Annotated in this window: 14 protein-coding genes; 6 read left to right on the top strand and 8 right to left on the bottom strand. The window is 65.3% G+C overall.

The window, feature by feature from the left end:
- Positions 1 to 173: 173 nt before the first annotated feature.
- Positions 174 to 899 (bottom strand): 4-hydroxy-tetrahydrodipicolinate reductase, encoded by a 726-nt coding sequence (gene dapB, locus ABB26_RS02295; protein ID WP_057631952.1) that lies wholly within the window; start codon positions 897 to 899, stop codon positions 174 to 176.
- 125 nt (positions 900 to 1,024) lie between these two features.
- Here dapB and ABB26_RS02290 point away from each other — a divergent pair, with 125 nt between their 5' ends.
- The gene (locus tag ABB26_RS02290; protein WP_057632020.1) at positions 1,025 to 1,786 is read left to right on the top strand and encodes a 3-oxoacyl-ACP reductase; all 762 of its coding nucleotides are present in this window, start codon (positions 1,025 to 1,027) and stop codon (positions 1,784 to 1,786) included.
- Between the two features lie 53 nt (positions 1,787 to 1,839).
- On the opposite strand, the gene ABB26_RS02285 is transcribed toward ABB26_RS02290, so the two are convergent.
- The 3 genes from ABB26_RS02285 to ABB26_RS02275 are packed head-to-tail and all read right to left on the bottom strand — an operon-like array spanning position 1,840 to position 4,195.
- Positions 1,840 to 2,094: a DUF6587 family protein gene (locus ABB26_RS02285; protein ID WP_057631951.1), complete on the bottom strand. Its 255-nt coding sequence runs from the start codon at positions 2,092 to 2,094 to the stop codon at positions 1,840 to 1,842.
- Positions 2,094 to 3,950: a ferrous iron transport protein B gene (gene feoB / locus ABB26_RS02280; protein WP_057631950.1), complete on the bottom strand. Its 1,857-nt coding sequence runs from the start codon at positions 3,948 to 3,950 to the stop codon at positions 2,094 to 2,096. The genes ABB26_RS02285 and feoB overlap by 1 nt, the downstream gene beginning before the upstream one ends.
- Positions 3,947 to 4,195, bottom strand: coding sequence for a FeoA family protein (locus ABB26_RS02275; RefSeq protein ID WP_057631949.1), 249 nt, complete (start codon positions 4,193 to 4,195; stop codon positions 3,947 to 3,949). Before ABB26_RS02275 ends, feoB begins: the two co-directional genes overlap by 4 nt.
- Positions 4,196 to 4,327: 132 nt before the next feature.
- Here ABB26_RS02275 and ABB26_RS02270 point away from each other — a divergent pair, with 132 nt between their 5' ends.
- The 5 genes from ABB26_RS02270 to yeiP all read left to right on the top strand — a co-directional run bounded on the left by ABB26_RS02270 (position 4,328) and on the right by yeiP (position 10,082).
- Positions 4,328 to 5,116, top strand: coding sequence for an enoyl-CoA hydratase-related protein (locus ABB26_RS02270; RefSeq protein WP_057631948.1), 789 nt, complete (start codon positions 4,328 to 4,330; stop codon positions 5,114 to 5,116).
- Between the two features lie 34 nt (positions 5,117 to 5,150).
- Entirely contained in the window at positions 5,151 to 6,044 is an 894-nt protein-coding gene (locus ABB26_RS02265; RefSeq protein ID WP_057631947.1) for a hydroxymethylglutaryl-CoA lyase, read from the top strand.
- Positions 6,041 to 8,593: a sensor domain-containing protein gene (locus ABB26_RS02260; protein ID WP_057631946.1), complete on the top strand. Its 2,553-nt coding sequence runs from the start codon at positions 6,041 to 6,043 to the stop codon at positions 8,591 to 8,593. Before ABB26_RS02265 ends, ABB26_RS02260 begins: the two co-directional genes overlap by 4 nt.
- Positions 8,594 to 8,686: 93 nt before the next feature.
- The gene (locus ABB26_RS02255; protein ID WP_057631945.1) at positions 8,687 to 9,457 is read left to right on the top strand and encodes an SDR family NAD(P)-dependent oxidoreductase; all 771 of its coding nucleotides are present in this window, start codon (positions 8,687 to 8,689) and stop codon (positions 9,455 to 9,457) included.
- 58 nt (positions 9,458 to 9,515) lie between these two features.
- Positions 9,516 to 10,082 (top strand): elongation factor P-like protein YeiP, encoded by a 567-nt coding sequence (gene yeiP / locus ABB26_RS02250; protein ID WP_057631944.1) that lies wholly within the window; start codon positions 9,516 to 9,518, stop codon positions 10,080 to 10,082.
- 81 nt (positions 10,083 to 10,163) lie between these two features.
- Here yeiP and ABB26_RS02245 read toward each other — a convergent pair whose 3' ends face one another.
- The 4 genes from ABB26_RS02245 to ABB26_RS02230 all read right to left on the bottom strand — a co-directional run bounded on the left by ABB26_RS02245 (position 10,164) and on the right by ABB26_RS02230 (position 16,683).
- Positions 10,164 to 11,276 carry a two-component system sensor histidine kinase NtrB gene (locus ABB26_RS02245; protein WP_057631943.1) on the bottom strand — a complete coding sequence of 371 codons (1,113 nt, stop codon included), beginning with the start codon at positions 11,274 to 11,276 and terminating at the stop codon, positions 10,164 to 10,166.
- Positions 11,257 to 13,140, bottom strand: a complete 1,884-nt coding sequence (locus ABB26_RS02240) for a DUF7844 domain-containing protein (RefSeq protein WP_484600311.1) — start codon at positions 13,138 to 13,140, stop codon at positions 11,257 to 11,259. Before ABB26_RS02240 ends, ABB26_RS02245 begins: the two co-directional genes overlap by 20 nt.
- Positions 13,141 to 13,142: 2 nt before the next feature.
- The gene (locus tag ABB26_RS02235) at positions 13,143 to 13,445 is read right to left on the bottom strand and encodes a DUF2388 domain-containing protein (RefSeq protein ID WP_057631942.1); all 303 of its coding nucleotides are present in this window, start codon (positions 13,443 to 13,445) and stop codon (positions 13,143 to 13,145) included.
- Positions 13,446 to 13,539: 94 nt separating this feature from the next.
- Complete coding sequence (locus ABB26_RS02230) at positions 13,540 to 16,683, bottom strand: multidrug efflux RND transporter permease subunit (protein ID WP_057631941.1); 3,144 nt, start codon at positions 16,681 to 16,683, stop codon at positions 13,540 to 13,542.
- Positions 16,684 to 16,699: the final 16 nt, after the last annotated feature.

The raw sequence follows: 16,699 nt of genomic DNA, 5'->3' as shown, positions 1-16,699 counted from the left end.
AGCGCGGACGGCGGTCTGGGAACCGGTCCGGCTGACGTGTTTCGGCGAGCGAGAATTGTACTGGCATGGGGGGCGCCAGCGCTAGCGCCCCGTGAGCCTTGAATTACGCTTTCATGGCAACGTGCCGGCACCAGGCTGGCAAACACCACCCTCGCATTCAGCTTCGGCCTGTATCAGCGCGGCCTGCCGACCAGATCACGCACCCGGTACTGGCCCGGTGCCCGCGCCCTGAGCTGGCTGGCCACATGCAGCGCGCCGCGGGCGAAAATATCGCGATTGGTGGCCCGATGCACCAGCTCGACCCGCTCACCCAACCCGGTGAACTGAACGAAGTGCTCGCCGATGATGTCGCCGGCACGCAGGCTGGCAAAGCGCGGCGCCGCCCCGCCCTGCTCGGCCGCTTCGCCCAGGGTGATGGCGGTGCCCGAGGGCGCATCTTTCTTGTGCACATGGTGCGATTCGACAATGTCGCAATCCCAGCCCGGCAAAGCGGCAGCGGCACGTTCCACCAGTTCGGCCAGAACCGCGACACCCAGGCTGAAGTTGGTCGCCCAGACCAGCGGAATGCGTTGCGCCGCCGCCGACAATGCCGCCTGCTGAATCTCGCTGATGCCGGTGGTGCCGGAGACGAAACCAACGCCGCGCTCCAGACACAGCGCCAGGATCGGGTCAAAACCTTCCGGCAGGCTGAAGTCGATGGCGACATCGAATGGTGGCGCGCCAGCCAACTCACTGGCGGCGAAATGTGGAATGCCATCCACCACGCGCTGTGCCGGCGGCTTGCGCACCACCGCGGCCACCACCTGCAATGAAGAGTCTTCCGCTGCCAGACGCAGCAAGGCCTGGCCCATGCGACCGGAAGCACCATGGATCAGCAAACGAATCGGAGTGTTGTTCATGCCGCGCAAGCTACGTTCAAGCACGACTGGACACAAGAGGTGTTTCAGGGAAAACGACCCAGCATTGCCGATGCACGCATCGCTGCTAGGCTTGCCGGTCACCTCTCACACTCTGGATGTTCGCAATGCAGCTCTCCGACCAGCTTGTCCTGATCACCGGTGCCGGGCGCGGCCTGGGCGCCGCATTGGCACGCGCATTCGTGCGTGAGGGAGCGAGCGTGATCGTCAATTTCTGCAGCAGCCGCGACGCGGCCAATGCACTGGCCAGCGAGCTGGGCTCCCGCGCGCTGGCACTGCAGGCCGACGTGCGTGATCGCCAGCAGGTGGATGCCATGATCGCCACCGCAGAGGCGCACTTCGGCAGGCCGCTGAGTACCGTGGTCAACAACGCGTTGGTCGGGTTCTCGTTCAACGGTGATGGTCGCGCCAAGGCCGACAGCATCCGCTGGCAGGACTTCAATCAACAGTTCGAGGGCAGCGTGCAGGCGGCACTGAACACCGTGCAGGCCGCATTGCCAAGCATGCGTACGCAGAAGTTCGGCCGCATCATCAATGTCGGCACCAACCTGTTCCAGAACCCGGTGGTGCCGTACCACGACTACACCGCAGCCAAGGCCGCCCTGCTGGCATTGACCCGCACGATGGCCGGCGACCTCGGGCCGGACGGCATCACCGTGAACATGCTCTCCGGCGGCCTGCTGCGCACCACCGATGCCAGTGCCGCGACGCCCGACGCCGTGTTCGACTACATCGCGGCCAACACCCCATTGCGCGAGGTGACCACGCCGGAGCAATTCGCCGATAGCGCGCTGTTCTTCGCCTCGCCATGGTCGCGCGCGGTGACCGGGCAGAATCTGGTGGTCGATGGCGGCCTGGTCCGCGACTGAGCACAAACCGGGCGCCCCGAAAGAAAACGCCGGCAGTGCCGGCGTTTTCGCTATCAGTGCTGCTTGGGCGCTTTCGGCCCGCAGCTGTCACAGCCCCCACAGGCACCACCGCCACTGGAAGGCGCCGGTGCCAGCTTGCGGCCCCAGGCCTGCAGGCGCGGGGAATGCTGCGGCTTCACCAGCCACAGCGCCAACGCCCCCCGCATCCGCCGCACGAAGCCCGGGAATTGTTTCTTCAACACCACCCACACGCTGACCAGGACGGCCAGCGCGATCAGCAGGTACTGAAGCAGCAGGCCGGTGTCCATCAGCCCGCCCCCAACGCCACGGCCAGCTGATAGGTGACCAGTGCAGCCAGATACGCCGCGCCGAACAGGTACACCGTGGCGAAGGCCATCTGCTTCCACGAATTGGTCTCGCGCTTGATGGTCGCCAGCGTCGAAATGCACATCGGTGCGTAGATGAACCACACCATCAGTGACAGACCCGTCGCCAGTGTCCAGCCATCGCTGATCACCGGGGTCAGCGCCTGGATGGCAGCGTCATCATCGGCAGCGGAGAGCGCATAGATGGTGGCCAGCGAGGACACCGCCACTTCGCGTGCGCCCATGCCGGGAATCAGCGCGATGCAGATCTGCCAGTTGAAGCCCAGCGGCGCGAAGATCACCGCCATCCAGTGGCCCAGCTGACCGGCATAGCTGTAATCGATGGCGGGCATCGTCGCGTTCTCGGGAGCCCCCGGGAACGACAGCAGGAACCACAGCAGGATGGTCAGCGCCAGGATGATGCCGCCGACGCGCTTGAGGAAGATCATCGCGCGCTCGTACAGCCCCACCAGCAGGTCACGCGGATGCGGTACGCGGTACGAGGGCAGCTCCAGCATCAGCGGATGCTCACTCTTGTCGCGACGGAACTTCTTCATCGTCCACGACATCACCAGTGCACTCAGGATGCCGGCCAGGTACAGGCCAAACAGCACCAGACCCTGCTGATTGAACATGCCCCACACGGTCTTGGCCGGGATGAAGGCGCCGATCAGCAGCGCATACACCGGCAGGCGTGCCGAACAGGTCATCAACGGCGCCACCAGAATCGTGGCGAGACGATCACGCGGGTCCTGGATGGAGCGCGTGGACATGATGCCCGGCACCGCGCAGGCGAAGCTGGACAGCAGCGGGATGAACGAACGCCCGGACAAACCGGCGGCGGCCATCATGCGATCCAGCAGGAACGCCGCGCGCGGCAGATAGCCCGATTCCTCCAGGGCCAGAATGAAGGCGAACAGGATCAGGATCTGCGGCAGGAACACCAGCACGCCACCGATACCAGCAATGATGCCGTCCACCAGCAGGCTGCTCAGCGGGCCTTCCGGCAAAGCGGCAGCAACCACTGGCCCGAGCCAGGCGAAGGCGGCTTCGATGCCGTCCATCAACGGCGTAGCCCAGGCATAGACCGCCTGGAAGATCAGGAACATCACCACCGCCAGGGTCAGCAGCCCGAATACCGGGTGCAGCAACCAGCGATCCAGTGCGTCGTCGATCTTGGCGGTGCGCGCCGGCATCCGCACGGCGTTGGCGAGGATGTCACGCACCTGGGCATGCAGGTCCTCATCGGCGACCGGCGCCTGCACCGGCAGCGATGCCAGCTGCGGCACCAGCGCATCGATGCGCTCCACCAGCGCCTTGGCACCATTGCGGCGCACGGCGATGGTTTCCACCACCGGCACGCCCAGCGCCTTCTCCAGCGCCGGCACGTCGATTTCAATGCCACGGCGACGCGCCGCGTCCACCATGTTCAACGCCACGATCATCGGCTTGCCCAGCTCGCGCACTTCCAGCGCAAACCGCAGGTGCAGACGCAGGTTGGTGGCATCGACCACGCACACCAGCGCATCCGGCGCGGCTTCGCCCGGGTAGAACCCCCGGCACAGGTCGCGGGTGATCGCTTCATCCAGGCTGGCCGGCTGCAGGCTGTAAGCACCCGGCAGATCCAGCACGGCGTACTCGCGCCCGGACGGCCCGCGCATGCGGCCTTCCTTGCGCTCGACAGTCACGCCGGTGTAGTTGGCCACCTTCTGGCGGCTGCCGGTCAGCTGATTGAACAACGCAGTCTTGCCGCTGTTGGGATTGCCAACCAACGCCAGCCGGGCAATCGACTCACTCATGGCGCAACTCCTTCACGCTGTATCCGCACGCGCGCGGCTTCACTGCGGCGCAGCGCGAAACGGGTGAAACCCACCTGGATCAGCAATGGCTCACCGCCCACCGGCCCACGGGCCACCAGACGAACCTCTTCACCGCTTACGAATCCCAGCTCCCGCAACCTGCGGGCGATGGCGTCATTGGGGTGCATATCCTGCACGTCCTCCACCCGAGCGGGGGCATGCAGCGGCAAATCTGACAACGTCACTGAATGGGCGCCTATGTAGAAAGTGATGAATAAGAATGGTTATCAATTCTAGCATCGCCGCGCCGCATCATGGCGTCCCACCCGTGCACCGCTATGATTCGGCGGATTTCCTCGATACACAGGCTTTCCCAGATGAGCGATGCACTGCTCGTGCAGCATGAGGGCGCGATAGCGACCCTGCACTTGAACCGGCCGGAACTGCACAACGCATTCGATGCCGCCCTTATTCAATCATTGACCGTGGCCCTGCAGGCGCTGGGCGCCGACCCGACGGTCCGCGCCGTGGTGCTGGCTGGCAGCGGCCCGTCCTTCTCCGCAGGTGCCGACCTGCAGTGGATGCGGGCCATGGCCACCGCCACCCAGGAAGAGAACCGCACCGACTCACTGGCGCTGGCATTGTTGATGCGCACCCTCGACGAACTTCCCAAGCCGACCATTGCCCGCGTCCACGGCGCCGCATTCGGCGGTGGCGTTGGCCTGGTGGCCTGCTGCGATATCGCCATCGCCGCCGAAGGCGCACGGTTCGGTCTTACGGAAAGCCGCCTCGGCCTGCTCCCGGCGGTCATTTCACCCTATGTGATCGCCGCCATCGGCCCGCGCCAGGCACGCCGTTGGTTCGCGACCGGCGAACATTTCGACGCTGCCACCGCCGAGCGCATCGGGCTGGTCCACCAGGTGGTCGCCGCCGAGGCACTGGATGCAGCGGTGCGCACGCAACTGGATCTATTGACCAAGGCCGCACCAATCGCTGCGGGTTCGGCCAAGGTGCTGGTGCGTGAAGTCTGCGCTGCCGTGGGCGACCGTGATGGTCTCGACCGCGCCAACGCCGGCCTGATTGCCGCCCTGCGCGCCTCCGATGAAGGCCGCGAGGGCCTGTCGGCCTTCCTGGAAAAACGCCCCCCTGCCTGGGCCGCGAAATAACCCGTCGCCCTCACCTGCCTTGCCCTGGAACACCATGAACGACTTCGTCCGTATCGTTGAAGTAGGCCCGCGCGATGGCCTGCAGAATGAAAAACAACTGGTCAGCACCGCCGACAAGATCGAACTGATCGACCGGCTCTCGGCCACCGGCCTGCGCAGCATCGAAGCCACCAGTTTCGTCAGCCCGAAATGGGTGCCGCAGCTGGCCGACGCCGCCGAAGTGTTCGCCGGCATCCAGCGTCGCGCCGGCGTCAGTTATCCGGTGCTGGTACCCAACGAACAGGGCTACGAGCGTGCCCTGGCGGTAGGCGCCGAAGAAGTGGCGGTGTTCACTGCCGCGTCGGAGCAGTTCAACCGCACCAATACCAATGCCGGCATTGAGGAGTCGCTGTTGCGCTTCGAGCCGATCCTGGCTCGCGCCAAAGCCGATGGCATCAAGGTCCGCGGCTACGTCTCGACCGTGCTCGGCTGCCCGTATCAGGGCGCCGTGCCGCTGGCCGACGTGGTGCGCGTGGCCGTACGCCTGCATGGCATGGGCTGCTACGAGGTTTCGCTGGGCGACACCATTGGCGTCGGCACGCCACTCAAGGCCCGCGCCATGCTGGAAGCGGTGGCGGCGGAGATTCCCATGGAAGCACTGGCCGTCCATTTCCATGACACTTACGGTCAGGCGCTGGCCAATATCGCGGCCTGCCTGGAGCTCGGCGTGCGCGTGGTGGACGCCGCCGTGGCCGGCACCGGCGGCTGCCCCTACGCGCGCGGTGCAAGTGGTAATGTCGCCAGCGAGGACGTCGTTTACATGTTGCAGGGGATGGGGTTGGCCACCGGCATCGACCTGCCGGCACTGGCCGCCACGGGGAACTGGCTCGCCGATCGGCTGGGCCGGCCAACAGGCAGCAAGACAGGAAAGGCTTTGGCAGTGTCATGACCGGTACCGGCCAGCGCATAGTCCATGACCCAGGCGAGCATCCCGCCGCCCATGTCGATGCGCTGGCCGAACTGGAGCTGGCCCTCCGTCAACCCTTGCCGCACAAACTGCAAGGCGTGCTGCAGGCCGCCGCCGATGCACTGCGCGAAGCCATGAGCGAGCGCCAGGCCGCTCAGCGGCGCTATGAAGCCTTGTTCGATGCCGTCCCCGACCCGGTCAGCATCCTCAGCGCCACCGGCGTGGTGCTGGACGTCAACACCTCCGGCGTGAACGCTTACGGCCGCAGCCGCGAAGAGATCGTCGGCCAGCCCATCGAGCTGCTCAATCCCGACCTGCCAGCCAATCACCTGGAACCGGTCTGGGAAACGCTCAAGCGCGGCCAGACCTACGTGGTCGAAGTCACCAACATGCGTGGCGACGGCAGCCGCTTTCCCGTGGAGGTGCATTCGGCCGCGTTCGAACATGACGGCCAGCCCTGCATCGTCGCCGTCGCCCGCGATCTGAGCCGGCGCTGGCAGGCCGAAACCCGCTATCGCCTGCTGCTGGAATCCATCGACAAGGGCGTGATGCTGTTTGACCGCAACCTGGGCATCGTCTCGGCCAATCCCGCCGCACACCGCATCTTCAACATGAGCGGCATGGCACCCGGGCGGTTGCCACTGAACAGCGATGAATGGATCACGGTTGATGAGCACGGCCGCCGCCTTGGACTGGACCAGTGGCCGGTGGCCAAGGCGTTCCGCAACGGCCGCATCATTCCCAGCACCATCATTGGCCTGTACCACCGCCCGCACGGCCGCATGATCTGGATTTCGATCACCACCGTGCCGGTGTTCTCGTCGGACTGTGATCTTCCCGACCATGTGTTTTCGCTGTTCAGCGACATCACCGAACTCAAGCGCGACCATGCGCTGTTCGACCGCGCGCAATCGCTGGCGCATATCGGCGGCTGGGAATGGGACCGCGGCCAGCAGTGCCTTTACCTCACCGGCGAGGCGCAGCGCATCCTCGGCCAGGAGCAGCCACCCGGTGACCTTGAGCAGCTGCTGTCGTGCCTGAATTCCAGCTCACGGCAGCTGCTGCGCGACGCCATGGAGCATGAAGCCGAACACCGTGGCGGCTTTGAGCTGGAACTGCAGGGCCAACGTGCCAATGGCCACAGCTTCTGGATCCGCATGATCGGCGAAGTGGAACCGGGTGATCTTGCTTCCACCCGCATCGCCGGCACTTTCCAGGACATCACCGAACCCAAGCACGCCGAAGAGACGCTGAAGAACCAGGCACGCACCGACCCGCTCACCGGCATCATGAACCGCGATGCGGCGCTGACCGATCTCGAAATGCGCCTGAGCAACCCGTCGCATGCCGGCGTGGCAGTGCTGTACATCGACCTGGACCGCTTCAAGACCGTCAACGACGTGCTCGGCCACAACGCCGGTGACCAGCTGTTGATCGAAGCCAGCCGACGCATCCGCGATGCGGTCGGCACCGAGGGCCTGCTGGCCCGCTTTGGCGGCGACGAGTTCGTGGTCACCTGCGATGCGCGCGATCTGCCGGGGCGTCCGGAACAGTTGGCCGAAGCCATCACCCTTGCCTTCGCGCCATCCTTCCTGTTCGGCAAGGATGAGTTCTCGGTGACCACCAGCATCGGCATCGCCCGCGCGCCACAGCACGGGTTGCGCCCCCAGCAGCTGATCCAGAGCGCGGACCTTGCCATGTACGAATGCAAGCGCCGTGGCCGCAACGGCTGGCTGGAATTCTGCGAGGAGATGGAGCGACGCCAGAACGACCGCCTGCAGATCGAACGGCGCCTGCGCAAGGCGCTGGAGCGCAATGAGTTCCGGCTGGTGTACCAACCCCAGGTAGACCTGCAAAGCGGCAGGATCATCGCCTGCGAAGCACTGATCCGCTGGCGCAACCGGCAACTGGGCGAGCTGCGCCCTGACATCTTCATCAGCCATGCCGAGAACACCGGTGACATCGTGCGCATCGGCGAATGGGTACTGCACGAAGCCTGCCGGCAGATCCGCCAGTGGCAGGACAAGGGGCTGGGGCTGATCCGTGTCGCGATCAACGTGTCCTACCGCCAGTTCAGCGGCGACCGGCTGGCCCGGCAGGTCCGCGATGTGCTCGACGAATATGGCCTGCCCGGCGCTGCGCTGGAGCTGGAATTCACCGAGCGGGTATTGATCGAAGATGCGCCCTCCACCCTGCGCACGTTCGCCGAACTGCGGCAGATGGGCGTGATGCTGACCATCGACGATTTCGGCGAGGGGTACAGCGCCTTGAACTACCTGCGCACCCTGCCCATCCATGGGCTCAAGCTCAGCCAGCTGTTCATCAGCGGCGTACCGAAGAACCGCTCAGACGTGGCCGTCTGCGAGGCCGTCAGCGGCATCGCCCGCAGCCTGGGCCTGGGCCTGGTCGCCGAAGGCATCGAATCGGAGGCACAGCGCCAGTACCTGCTGCAGCTGGGGGTACCGGTGGGCCAGGGCTTTCTGTTCGCGCCCGGCCTGTCGCCGGTGGAGTTCGCGCACAAGCTGCGCTGACCGTGCGGGCCTGCCCGGGCAGGTCTTATCGGCACGTCTGCCGCAGGCGGGCATCAGCTAGAATCGGCGGCTCTTTCACGCAGGGTTGATCCAATGCAGCTGTCCTCCGTCCGCGCCGTCATCACCGGTGGTGTCTCCGGCCTCGGCCTCGGCGTCGCCCAGTTCCTCGTCGCCAATGGCGGCAAGGTCGCCCTGTTCGATCTGAACGACGACAAGGGCGCCGCTGCGGTGGCTGAACTCGGCGCCGACAACGCCCGCTACTTCACCACCAACGTCACCGACGAAGCCGGCGTGGCCGCCAATCTGGCGGCAGCCAAGGAATTCCTCGGCGGCCTGAACGTGGTGATGAACTGCGCCGGCATCCTTGGCGCCGGCCGCGTGCTGGGCCGCGAAGCACCGATGCCGCTGGCCAACTTCCAGGGCACGGTGATGGTCAACCTGGTCGGCAGCTTCAACGTGGCCAAGGCCGCCGCCGATCTGATGCAACACAACGAAGCCAGCGCTGACGGCGAGCGCGGCGTGATCATCAACACCGCCTCGGTGGCCGCCTACGAGGGCCAGATCGGCCAGGCCGCCTACTCCGCCTCCAAGGGCGGCGTGGTCGGCATGACCCTGCCGATGGCGCGCGAGCTGTCCCGCTTCGGCATCCGCGTGCTGACCATCGCCCCGGGCGTGTTCTGGACGCCGATGGTCGATGGCATGCCCGCGAACGTGCAGGAGTCGCTGGCCGCCTCCATCCCGTTCCCCTCGCGGCTGGGCCAGCCGTCGGACTTCGCCAGCCTGGTCGGCCATATCATTGGCAATACCTACCTCAACGGTGAGACTATTCGCCTTGACGGTGCCGTGCGTCTGGCACCGAAGTGATCCAGCTGCGGGCGCCCCAGGGCGCCCGCCTCCGTTTACCCCAACAGACTTTCCAAGCATGAAAGCCAACGACATCAAGAAAGGCAACGTCGTCGAGTACAACAACGGCGTTTATCAGATCCGCGACATCGAGCGCAGCTCGCCGCAGGGCCGTGGCGGCAATGTCCGCTTCCGTTTCATCATGTACAGCGTGCCGGGCGGCAACAAGCTCGATGCCAGCTTCGACGCCGATGACAACCTGCCGGAAGTCGAACTGCTGCGCCGCCAGTCCACCTATTCGTACATGGACGGCGACGCCTTCGTGTTCATGGACGACGAGGACTACACACCGTACACGCTGGATGCGGAAGTGATCGGCGACGACGCCGGTTACATCACCGAGGGCCTGACCGGCATCTTCGTGCAGGTGATCGACGAGCAGCCGGTAGCCATCCAGCTGCCGCAGCACGTCACGCTGGAAGTAGTCGAGACGCCGCCGGAACTGAAAGGTGGCACCGCCACCAAGCGTCCGAAGCCGGCCAAGCTCAACACCGGCATCGAAATCATGGTGCCGGAGTACATCGTCAATGGTGAGCGCATCCTGGTGAACACCACCACGGGCGAATTCGGCGGCCGCGCCGACTGAGGACCGTGGACAGAGCCCCTCCTGCCTCAACAGGGCCGGAGGGGCTTTTTTCATGCGCCGACCGAGCCACGCCTGCGCAACTCAGACCACCGCAGGCAGGTAGATCGACACCGCAGCCCCTCCCAGCGGGGAGGTACCGATGGTCGCCACACCACCGGACTGCGCGGCAAAGCCATGCACCTGGCTCAGCCCCAGGCCACTGCCATCGCCGACCGCCTTGGTGGTGAAAAACGGCTCGAACACGTTGTCACGGATATCCCCGTCGATGCCCGGGCCGCTGTCACCCACGGTGATGCACACGAACGGGCGATCGGCCCCCTTCATCGCCGGCAAGGCCATCATTTCCGTCCTCGCCTCCACCAGCACGCGGCCGACGCCTTTCATTGCATCGCGACTGTTGCTCAGCAGGTTGAGCAGTGCCGCCTCGAACTGGGCGACATCCACCGTGATGGGCGGCAAGCCGGCATCGGCACGGATTTCCAGCGCGACGCCTTCACCACATACGCGCTCATACAACTCCTGTGATGTTTGCAGCAGGCCGTCCACCTGGCTGAACTGTGGCACCAGCGCATGCCCGCCACCGAAAGCCAGCATCTGCCGGGTCAAGCGGGTGCCCCGCTCCACTGCGCGCAACGCAATGTCCAGGATGCGCCGTGCGGCTTCATCGCCGGTGCGGCGCGCGGCCAGCATGTCCAGGCTGTTGCCGATCACCGACAGCAGATTGTTGAAATCGTGCGACAGCCCCAGCGTGAGCTTGCCCACCGCATCCAGCCGTTGCCCACGCAAGGTGAGTTCCTGCGCTTCGCGTACCCGCTTCTGGGTATTGAAGAACCCGGTGATGTCACGGATGACCATCATCACGCTCACCGCATCATCGCTGGACATGTCTTCCAGCATCAAACTGGCGCGGAAGCGGCTGTCATCCTTGCGCACCATGGCAAGTCCGATCTGCTCGAAGTCGCCTGCCAAAGCCTGCACAAACGCCTGCTGATCAACTCCGCGCGCAATGTCCGATTCACTGAAAAGGCAGGAGAAATGCCGGCCGTTCAATTCATCGGGCGCATAGCCGAAGATCGCCTCCACACCGGCATTGCAGCCGAGCACACGGCCATCACCGTCCAGCCGCACAATCGCGTAGGACCGCAGCTTCCGGATGTCCTGCAGCCATGCATCGTCAGTGCGATCTGAAACCATTTTCCTCATCCTCAATCACGTTCTCCAGATCATCCGCAGCCGACCGTGCCGGCGTTGCGGAATCAGCACCGTAGCGCGAACGCAAACGCTGCCGCAGATAGTCAAGGTTCGCCTGGATGCCCTCCATCTGCAGGCGCTGCCCGCCCGGCAACAAAGCCAATGCCTGCTGCCGCAGTGCTTGCCACTGTACTTCCGCTTCAGCGGCACCCTCCTCGGCTTCCGACTGCAAGGTGACGCGCTCCGGCGCGGTGGGGATTCCATACCCCGGCGCCGCCAGGTTGCCGGGTGCCAGCAACACACCGGCACGCGCCATCAGTCCATTGAACTGTTCAAGCGCGTTGCCCAGATCCTTGCCCGACAGCAGCTGCCGCTTCAGGACATCACGCGCCAACAACTCCTGCCGCCGCCAGGCCGCCTGTTCCAGCAACAGCATTGCCGCCAGCACTTCGTGGTCTGCCTGTTCCATCCAGTGCCGACGCTGTGCGGCCGGCAACTGCAGCCACGCTTCGACGTCCGCGGCCGGCAGTGGCAACGCCTTGCGCGCGACATCGAACACCAGCGTGTAATGGCGCGCGGCCGATTCAAAGTAATAACCCTTGGCGATGGCCTGCTGCCGGTCCTCAGGTGCCGGCGAAGCGATCGCCTGTTCGCGCAGCCGCTGCAGCAGACCGGTTGGCGTGATCGACGACAACGCTGCGGCATCCAGGCGCGGCACACCTTCGTGCAGCAGCTTCCAGGTCTCCACCGCACAGTTGTTGCTGACGAAGAAGTAGCGACCGTCGTAGCTCCAGTGCAGCTGTGCGGCCTGCTCCAGCAGCTGCTCGATTTCCCGGGGTGACAGCGCCAGCGGTGTGGATGACAGCCCGCGCAGTTCGACCCGCGTGTACTCCTCCACCACGCGATTGAGTGGCAGCACGAACAATCGGGAAGGATAGGAGCCGGTAAGTCCACGCCAGCTGGATATCTGCACATCGCCGACGAACGCGCGGAACGACAGCACCAGGTGATGCTGCAGGTCCATCCGGCAGGCCGGTCCGGGCGCACGGCCCGGCGCACAGATGACCAGGCGCAACATGCTGTGGCCCCAACGGCTCATCAGCTGCGCATTGCCTTCGGCCAGCAGGAAATCAACCTCGTAGATGCGCGCCGGGTCGAGTTCGAGCAGATCAGCCAGCCCGTCCTGTTCGCCGGCCTGCATGAACGGCAAGGTCGCGTTGCAGGCTGCCCTGGACGGTACCGATGCCTGCCCCAGCTGCTGGGCGAACCAGGCATGCAGCGCCGGTCGCCGGCAACGGTAATCACCATCCAGCAGATAGTGTTCCAGGTTGACCGCGAAGAATTCCGCTGGACTGTGCAGCTCGTAGCGATCCGGGCTGCGCAGCGCGAAGTGGTTGCGGCCACGTCCAGGCCACAACGGGCGTTGCTGCCAGCCGGCGAGATCGAGAAAGCGCGCCTGCCGTGACCAACGACCGCGCGGCGAGCGGTCCAGCGCATGCGCCAGCTCGTGGATCAGTGCTGCATGTGCTGCCCGCCAGTCAGCATCGATAGGCGTTGCGTCACTGGCCGCCAGCAGCGGCGGCAACAAGCCGCGGTCCAGGCCCAGTTCGTTCCCGCGCGCCCTGCCCTGCACATGCGCGGGCAAATCGTCGCGCCAGCGCAGGCGCAACTGCAGATCGTGCTGGTCGCGCAGGGTTGCCGGCAGCTGGTTGAGCACCTCGGCCACCAGCTGTTCGCTGGCGCTCTGCTCCGCTGGCGTGAGCCCATCCACCGCCACATCGATATGGAGTGCGGCATGCAGCGGAGCTGTCACCGACAGCGCCAACAGCAATGCCAGCCACCGCACGGGCGGCAGCCGGCAAACCACGGTCACAGTGCCAGAATCTTCCGGGCCAGTTCCATGTCGCTGGCGTCACGTGCGGCCGCATCTTTCTCACGCAGGTGCATCAGCGCCGCTTCCAGCCAGGCACCGCGGATGGCGCCATTGCTGGCGACAAATCCGGCTGCATCTTCACGGGCTTCCAGCACCACCTTGTCATCGCCGGACGAGCTGCCCGAGCTGTTGGACGACGCACCCGACGCCGAACCGGCCGAGGTCCCGGCAAAACTGGACGCGAACACCGACATCGGCAGGGCAAACAAGGCGCAGAACAGGATCGGACGAATCTTCATCGGGAGGACGCGCTGCAGGGAAAGATGGCAAAGAATAACGGGGCCTGACGTGCAGGTCGAACCCGCCACAAACGCGCAGGCGAGCAGTGTTCAGCTAAATACGCTCTTCCGCATCCACCGCCCTGCCGGGGCGAGCTCGCTTCAGGCGATCTTGAAGCCAATGGCTTGCCCGCTGCACGACCACGTAGAACACCGGCACGAAGAACACAGCCAGCAGGGTCGCCGTCACCATGCCGCCGAACACGCCGGTGCCAATGGCCTGCTGGGTTTCCTTCGACGCGCCCTGGGCCAGCATCAACGGCACCACACCCAGCGCGAACGCCAGCGAGGTCATCACGATGGGACGCAGGCGCAGCCGTGCCGCTTCCCGTGCGGCCTCCATCACGCCCAGCCCCTGCTGCTGCAGCTGCCGCGCGAATTCGACGATCAGAATCGCGTTCTTGGCCGACAGGCCGATCACCGTGATCATGCCCACCTTGAAGAACACATCGTTCGGCATCCCCCGCAGCAGCACCGCTGCCACCGCACCGAGCAGCCCCAACGGCACCACCAGCATCACCGCCAGCGGCACCGACCAGCTTTCGTACAGTGCCGCCAACACCAGGAACACCACCAGCATCGACAGCAGCAACAACCACGGTGCCTGTGCGCCGGACTGGCGCTCCTGCAACGATTGGCTGGTCCATTGCACGGCAAAGCCCGGGGGCAGCTGCGCAGCGAGGCGCTCCATTTCAGCCATCGCCTGGCCGGTGGAACTGCCCGCCGCCGGCGAACCGGACAGGTTCATCGCCGGGAAGCCCAGGTAGCGCTGCAGCTGCAACGGCGCCTGTATCCATTCAGGACGGACCAGTTCCGACAACGCCACCATGCCGCCATCGGCATTGCGCACATGCAGCCGCAGTACGTCGTCGATCTCCATGCGGTGCACGGCATCCGCCTGCAGGATCACCTGCTGCAGCCGCCCGGCATTGGGGAAGTCGTTGACATACTGCGAGCCCATCGCCGCGGACAGCGTGGTGCTGATGTCGGTGAAGGCCACGCCCATCGCCTCGGCCTTTGCCCGGTCGATTTCCAGGCGCACGCTGCTGCCGGAAGGCAGGCCATCGGCATGTACTTCAGACAACAATGGACTGGCCCTGGCCAGCGCCAGCAACTGCTGCTGGGCCGCAGCAAGCTGCGCATGGCTCTGCCCGGTACGCGCCTGCAGTACCAGGCTGAAGCCGGAGGATGTACCGAGGCTGTCGATGGCCGGCGGCATCACGCTCATCACCTCGCCTTCGACCACGCTCGCCATTGCCTTCTGCGCTGCTGCCACTTCCTCGACAAGCGTGCTTCCGGTGCGCTCGCCCCAGTCCTTGAGCATGGTGAAGGCCAATGCCGCGCTGGGGCCGGAGCCGGCAAAGCTGTAGCCCATGATCGACTGGTTGGAGGCGATGTCCGGCCGCGAGGCGACATGCGCTTCATAGGTTTCAACCACCGCCAGCGTGCGTTCGGCAGTGGCTTCGGCCGGGAGCTGGATCGAGGTCATGAAGTAGCCCTGGTCCTCCTCCGGCAGAAAGGCACCCGGCAGCCAATGCAGGCCGAACAGCAAGGCCAGCACCAGCGCGGCGAACACGCCCATCACCCGCCCGGTGCGTCGCAGCAGCCTTGCCACGCCACGCTGGTACCGGCCGGTCATGCGTTCAAAGCCTCGGTTGAACATGCCGAACAACCCTCCACGGTCATGATGACCGCGCGTACTCGGACGCAGCAGGCTGGCGCACAGTGCCGGTGTCAGGCTCAACGCCAGCAACGCGGAGAACAGGATCGACACCGCCATCGACACGGTGAACTGACGGTAGATGGCGCCCACCGAGCCGCTGGCGAATGCCATCGGGATGAACACGGCGGTCAGCACCAAGGTGATGCCGATCACCGCGCCGGTCAACTCGCGCATCGCCTTGATCGTGGCATCGCGCGGCGACAGGCCTTCCTCGGCCATGATCCGCTCCACGCCCTCCACCACCACGATGGCATCGTCGACGATGATGCCGATCGCCAGCACCATGCCGAACATCGTCAGCACGTTGATCGAGAACCCCGCCGCCAGCATCACCGCGAATGTACCGAGCAACGCGATCGGCGCCACCAGCGCTGGAATCAGCGTATAGCGCCAGTTCTGCAGGAACAGGAACATCACCGCGAACACCAGCGCCATTGCTTCCAGCAGCGTCTGCAACACCTTCTGGATGGAAATCTTGACGAACGGTGCCGTGTCGAACGGGATACTGGACTGCACCCCGCGCGGCAACAGCGGCTGCAACTCCGCCATGCGCTCGCGCACCGCAGCAGCGGTCCGGACCGCATTGGCGCCCGGGCGCAGCTGCACACCGGCAGCAGTTGCAGGATGGCCGTCCTCGCGCGTACCCCATGCGTAGCTTTGTGCGCCCAGCTCCACGCGGGCGACATCACCGAGCAGCACCCGCGAGCCGTCGACACCGGCACGCAGCACGATGTTGCGGAACTGTTCGGGCGTGGACAACTGGCCATCCGCACTCAGCGGCACGGTCATGCGCTGCCCGGGCACACCAGGCGAGTCGCCGATGCGGCCAGGCGCAATCTCCAGGTTCTGCTGTTCGATGGCACTGGCAATGTCGCTCACGGTCAGGCCGTAGCCGTTCAACTGCGCCGGATCCAACCAGACGCGCATCGCCTGCTCGGCACCGAACAACTGCACGCGCCCCACACCGTCGATGCGCCGCAGCTCCTCGATGATGTTGCGGGCCATGAAGTCGCTGAGGCCGGCTTCATCGACGCTGCCATCCGGGGATTTCAGGCCGACCAGCAGCAGGAAACCGGAATCGGCCGCTTCGACGAACAAACCGTTCTGGCGCACGCTGCGCGGCAAACGCGGCTCGATCGCCTTGATCCGGTTCTGCACGTCTACCTGCGCCATCTCCGGATCGGTGCCGGGGACGAAGGTGGCCGTGATCGACGCCTCGCCCGAGGTATCCACCGACGATTCGAAGTACAGCAGGTGCTTGACGCTGGACAGCTCGCGCTCGATCAGCCCCACCACCGAATCATTGAGCGTCTGCGGACTCGCACCCGGGTAGCTGGCGTAGATGCTGACACTGGGCGGCGCCACCGCGGGGTAGCGCTCCACGGCCAGGCGCGGAATGGCCAGCACGCCGGCCAGAACAATGAAGATCGCCAGCACCCAGGCGAACACCGGGCGGTCGATGAAGAAACGTGCCATGTTGATGGTTTCCGAA

Origin of the sequence: Stenotrophomonas humi, from assembly GCF_001431415.1 — a bacterium.
GTDB classification, from domain to species: Bacteria; Pseudomonadota; Gammaproteobacteria; order Xanthomonadales; family Xanthomonadaceae; genus Stenotrophomonas; species Stenotrophomonas humi.
The sequence above is the reverse complement of the archived record's forward strand: the minus strand, read 5'-3'. Positions and strand labels throughout refer to the sequence as shown.

Excerpts from the sequence above, each read along its gene's own strand:
- dapB (WP_057631952.1), bottom strand. The coding sequence starts at position 899 with ATGAACAACACTCCGATTCGTTTGCTGATCCATGGTGCTTCCGGTCGC.
- ABB26_RS02290 (WP_057632020.1), top strand. The coding sequence starts at position 1,025 with ATGCAGCTCTCCGACCAGCTTGTCCTGATCACCGGTGCCGGGCGCGGC.
- ABB26_RS02285 (WP_057631951.1), bottom strand. The coding sequence starts at position 2,094 with ATGGACACCGGCCTGCTGCTTCAGTACCTGCTGATCGCGCTGGCCGTC.
- feoB (WP_057631950.1), bottom strand. The coding sequence starts at position 3,950 with ATGAGTGAGTCGATTGCCCGGCTGGCGTTGGTTGGCAATCCCAACAGC.
- ABB26_RS02270 (WP_057631948.1), top strand. The coding sequence starts at position 4,328 with ATGAGCGATGCACTGCTCGTGCAGCATGAGGGCGCGATAGCGACCCTG.
- ABB26_RS02265 (WP_057631947.1), top strand. The coding sequence starts at position 5,151 with ATGAACGACTTCGTCCGTATCGTTGAAGTAGGCCCGCGCGATGGCCTG.
- ABB26_RS02260 (WP_057631946.1), top strand. The coding sequence starts at position 6,041 with ATGACCGGTACCGGCCAGCGCATAGTCCATGACCCAGGCGAGCATCCC.
- ABB26_RS02255 (WP_057631945.1), top strand. The coding sequence starts at position 8,687 with ATGCAGCTGTCCTCCGTCCGCGCCGTCATCACCGGTGGTGTCTCCGGC.
- yeiP (WP_057631944.1), top strand. The coding sequence starts at position 9,516 with ATGAAAGCCAACGACATCAAGAAAGGCAACGTCGTCGAGTACAACAAC.
- ABB26_RS02245 (WP_057631943.1), bottom strand. The coding sequence starts at position 11,276 with ATGGTTTCAGATCGCACTGACGATGCATGGCTGCAGGACATCCGGAAG.
- ABB26_RS02235 (WP_057631942.1), bottom strand. The coding sequence starts at position 13,445 with ATGAAGATTCGTCCGATCCTGTTCTGCGCCTTGTTTGCCCTGCCGATG.
- ABB26_RS02230 (WP_057631941.1), bottom strand. The coding sequence starts at position 16,683 with ATGGCACGTTTCTTCATCGACCGCCCGGTGTTCGCCTGGGTGCTGGCG.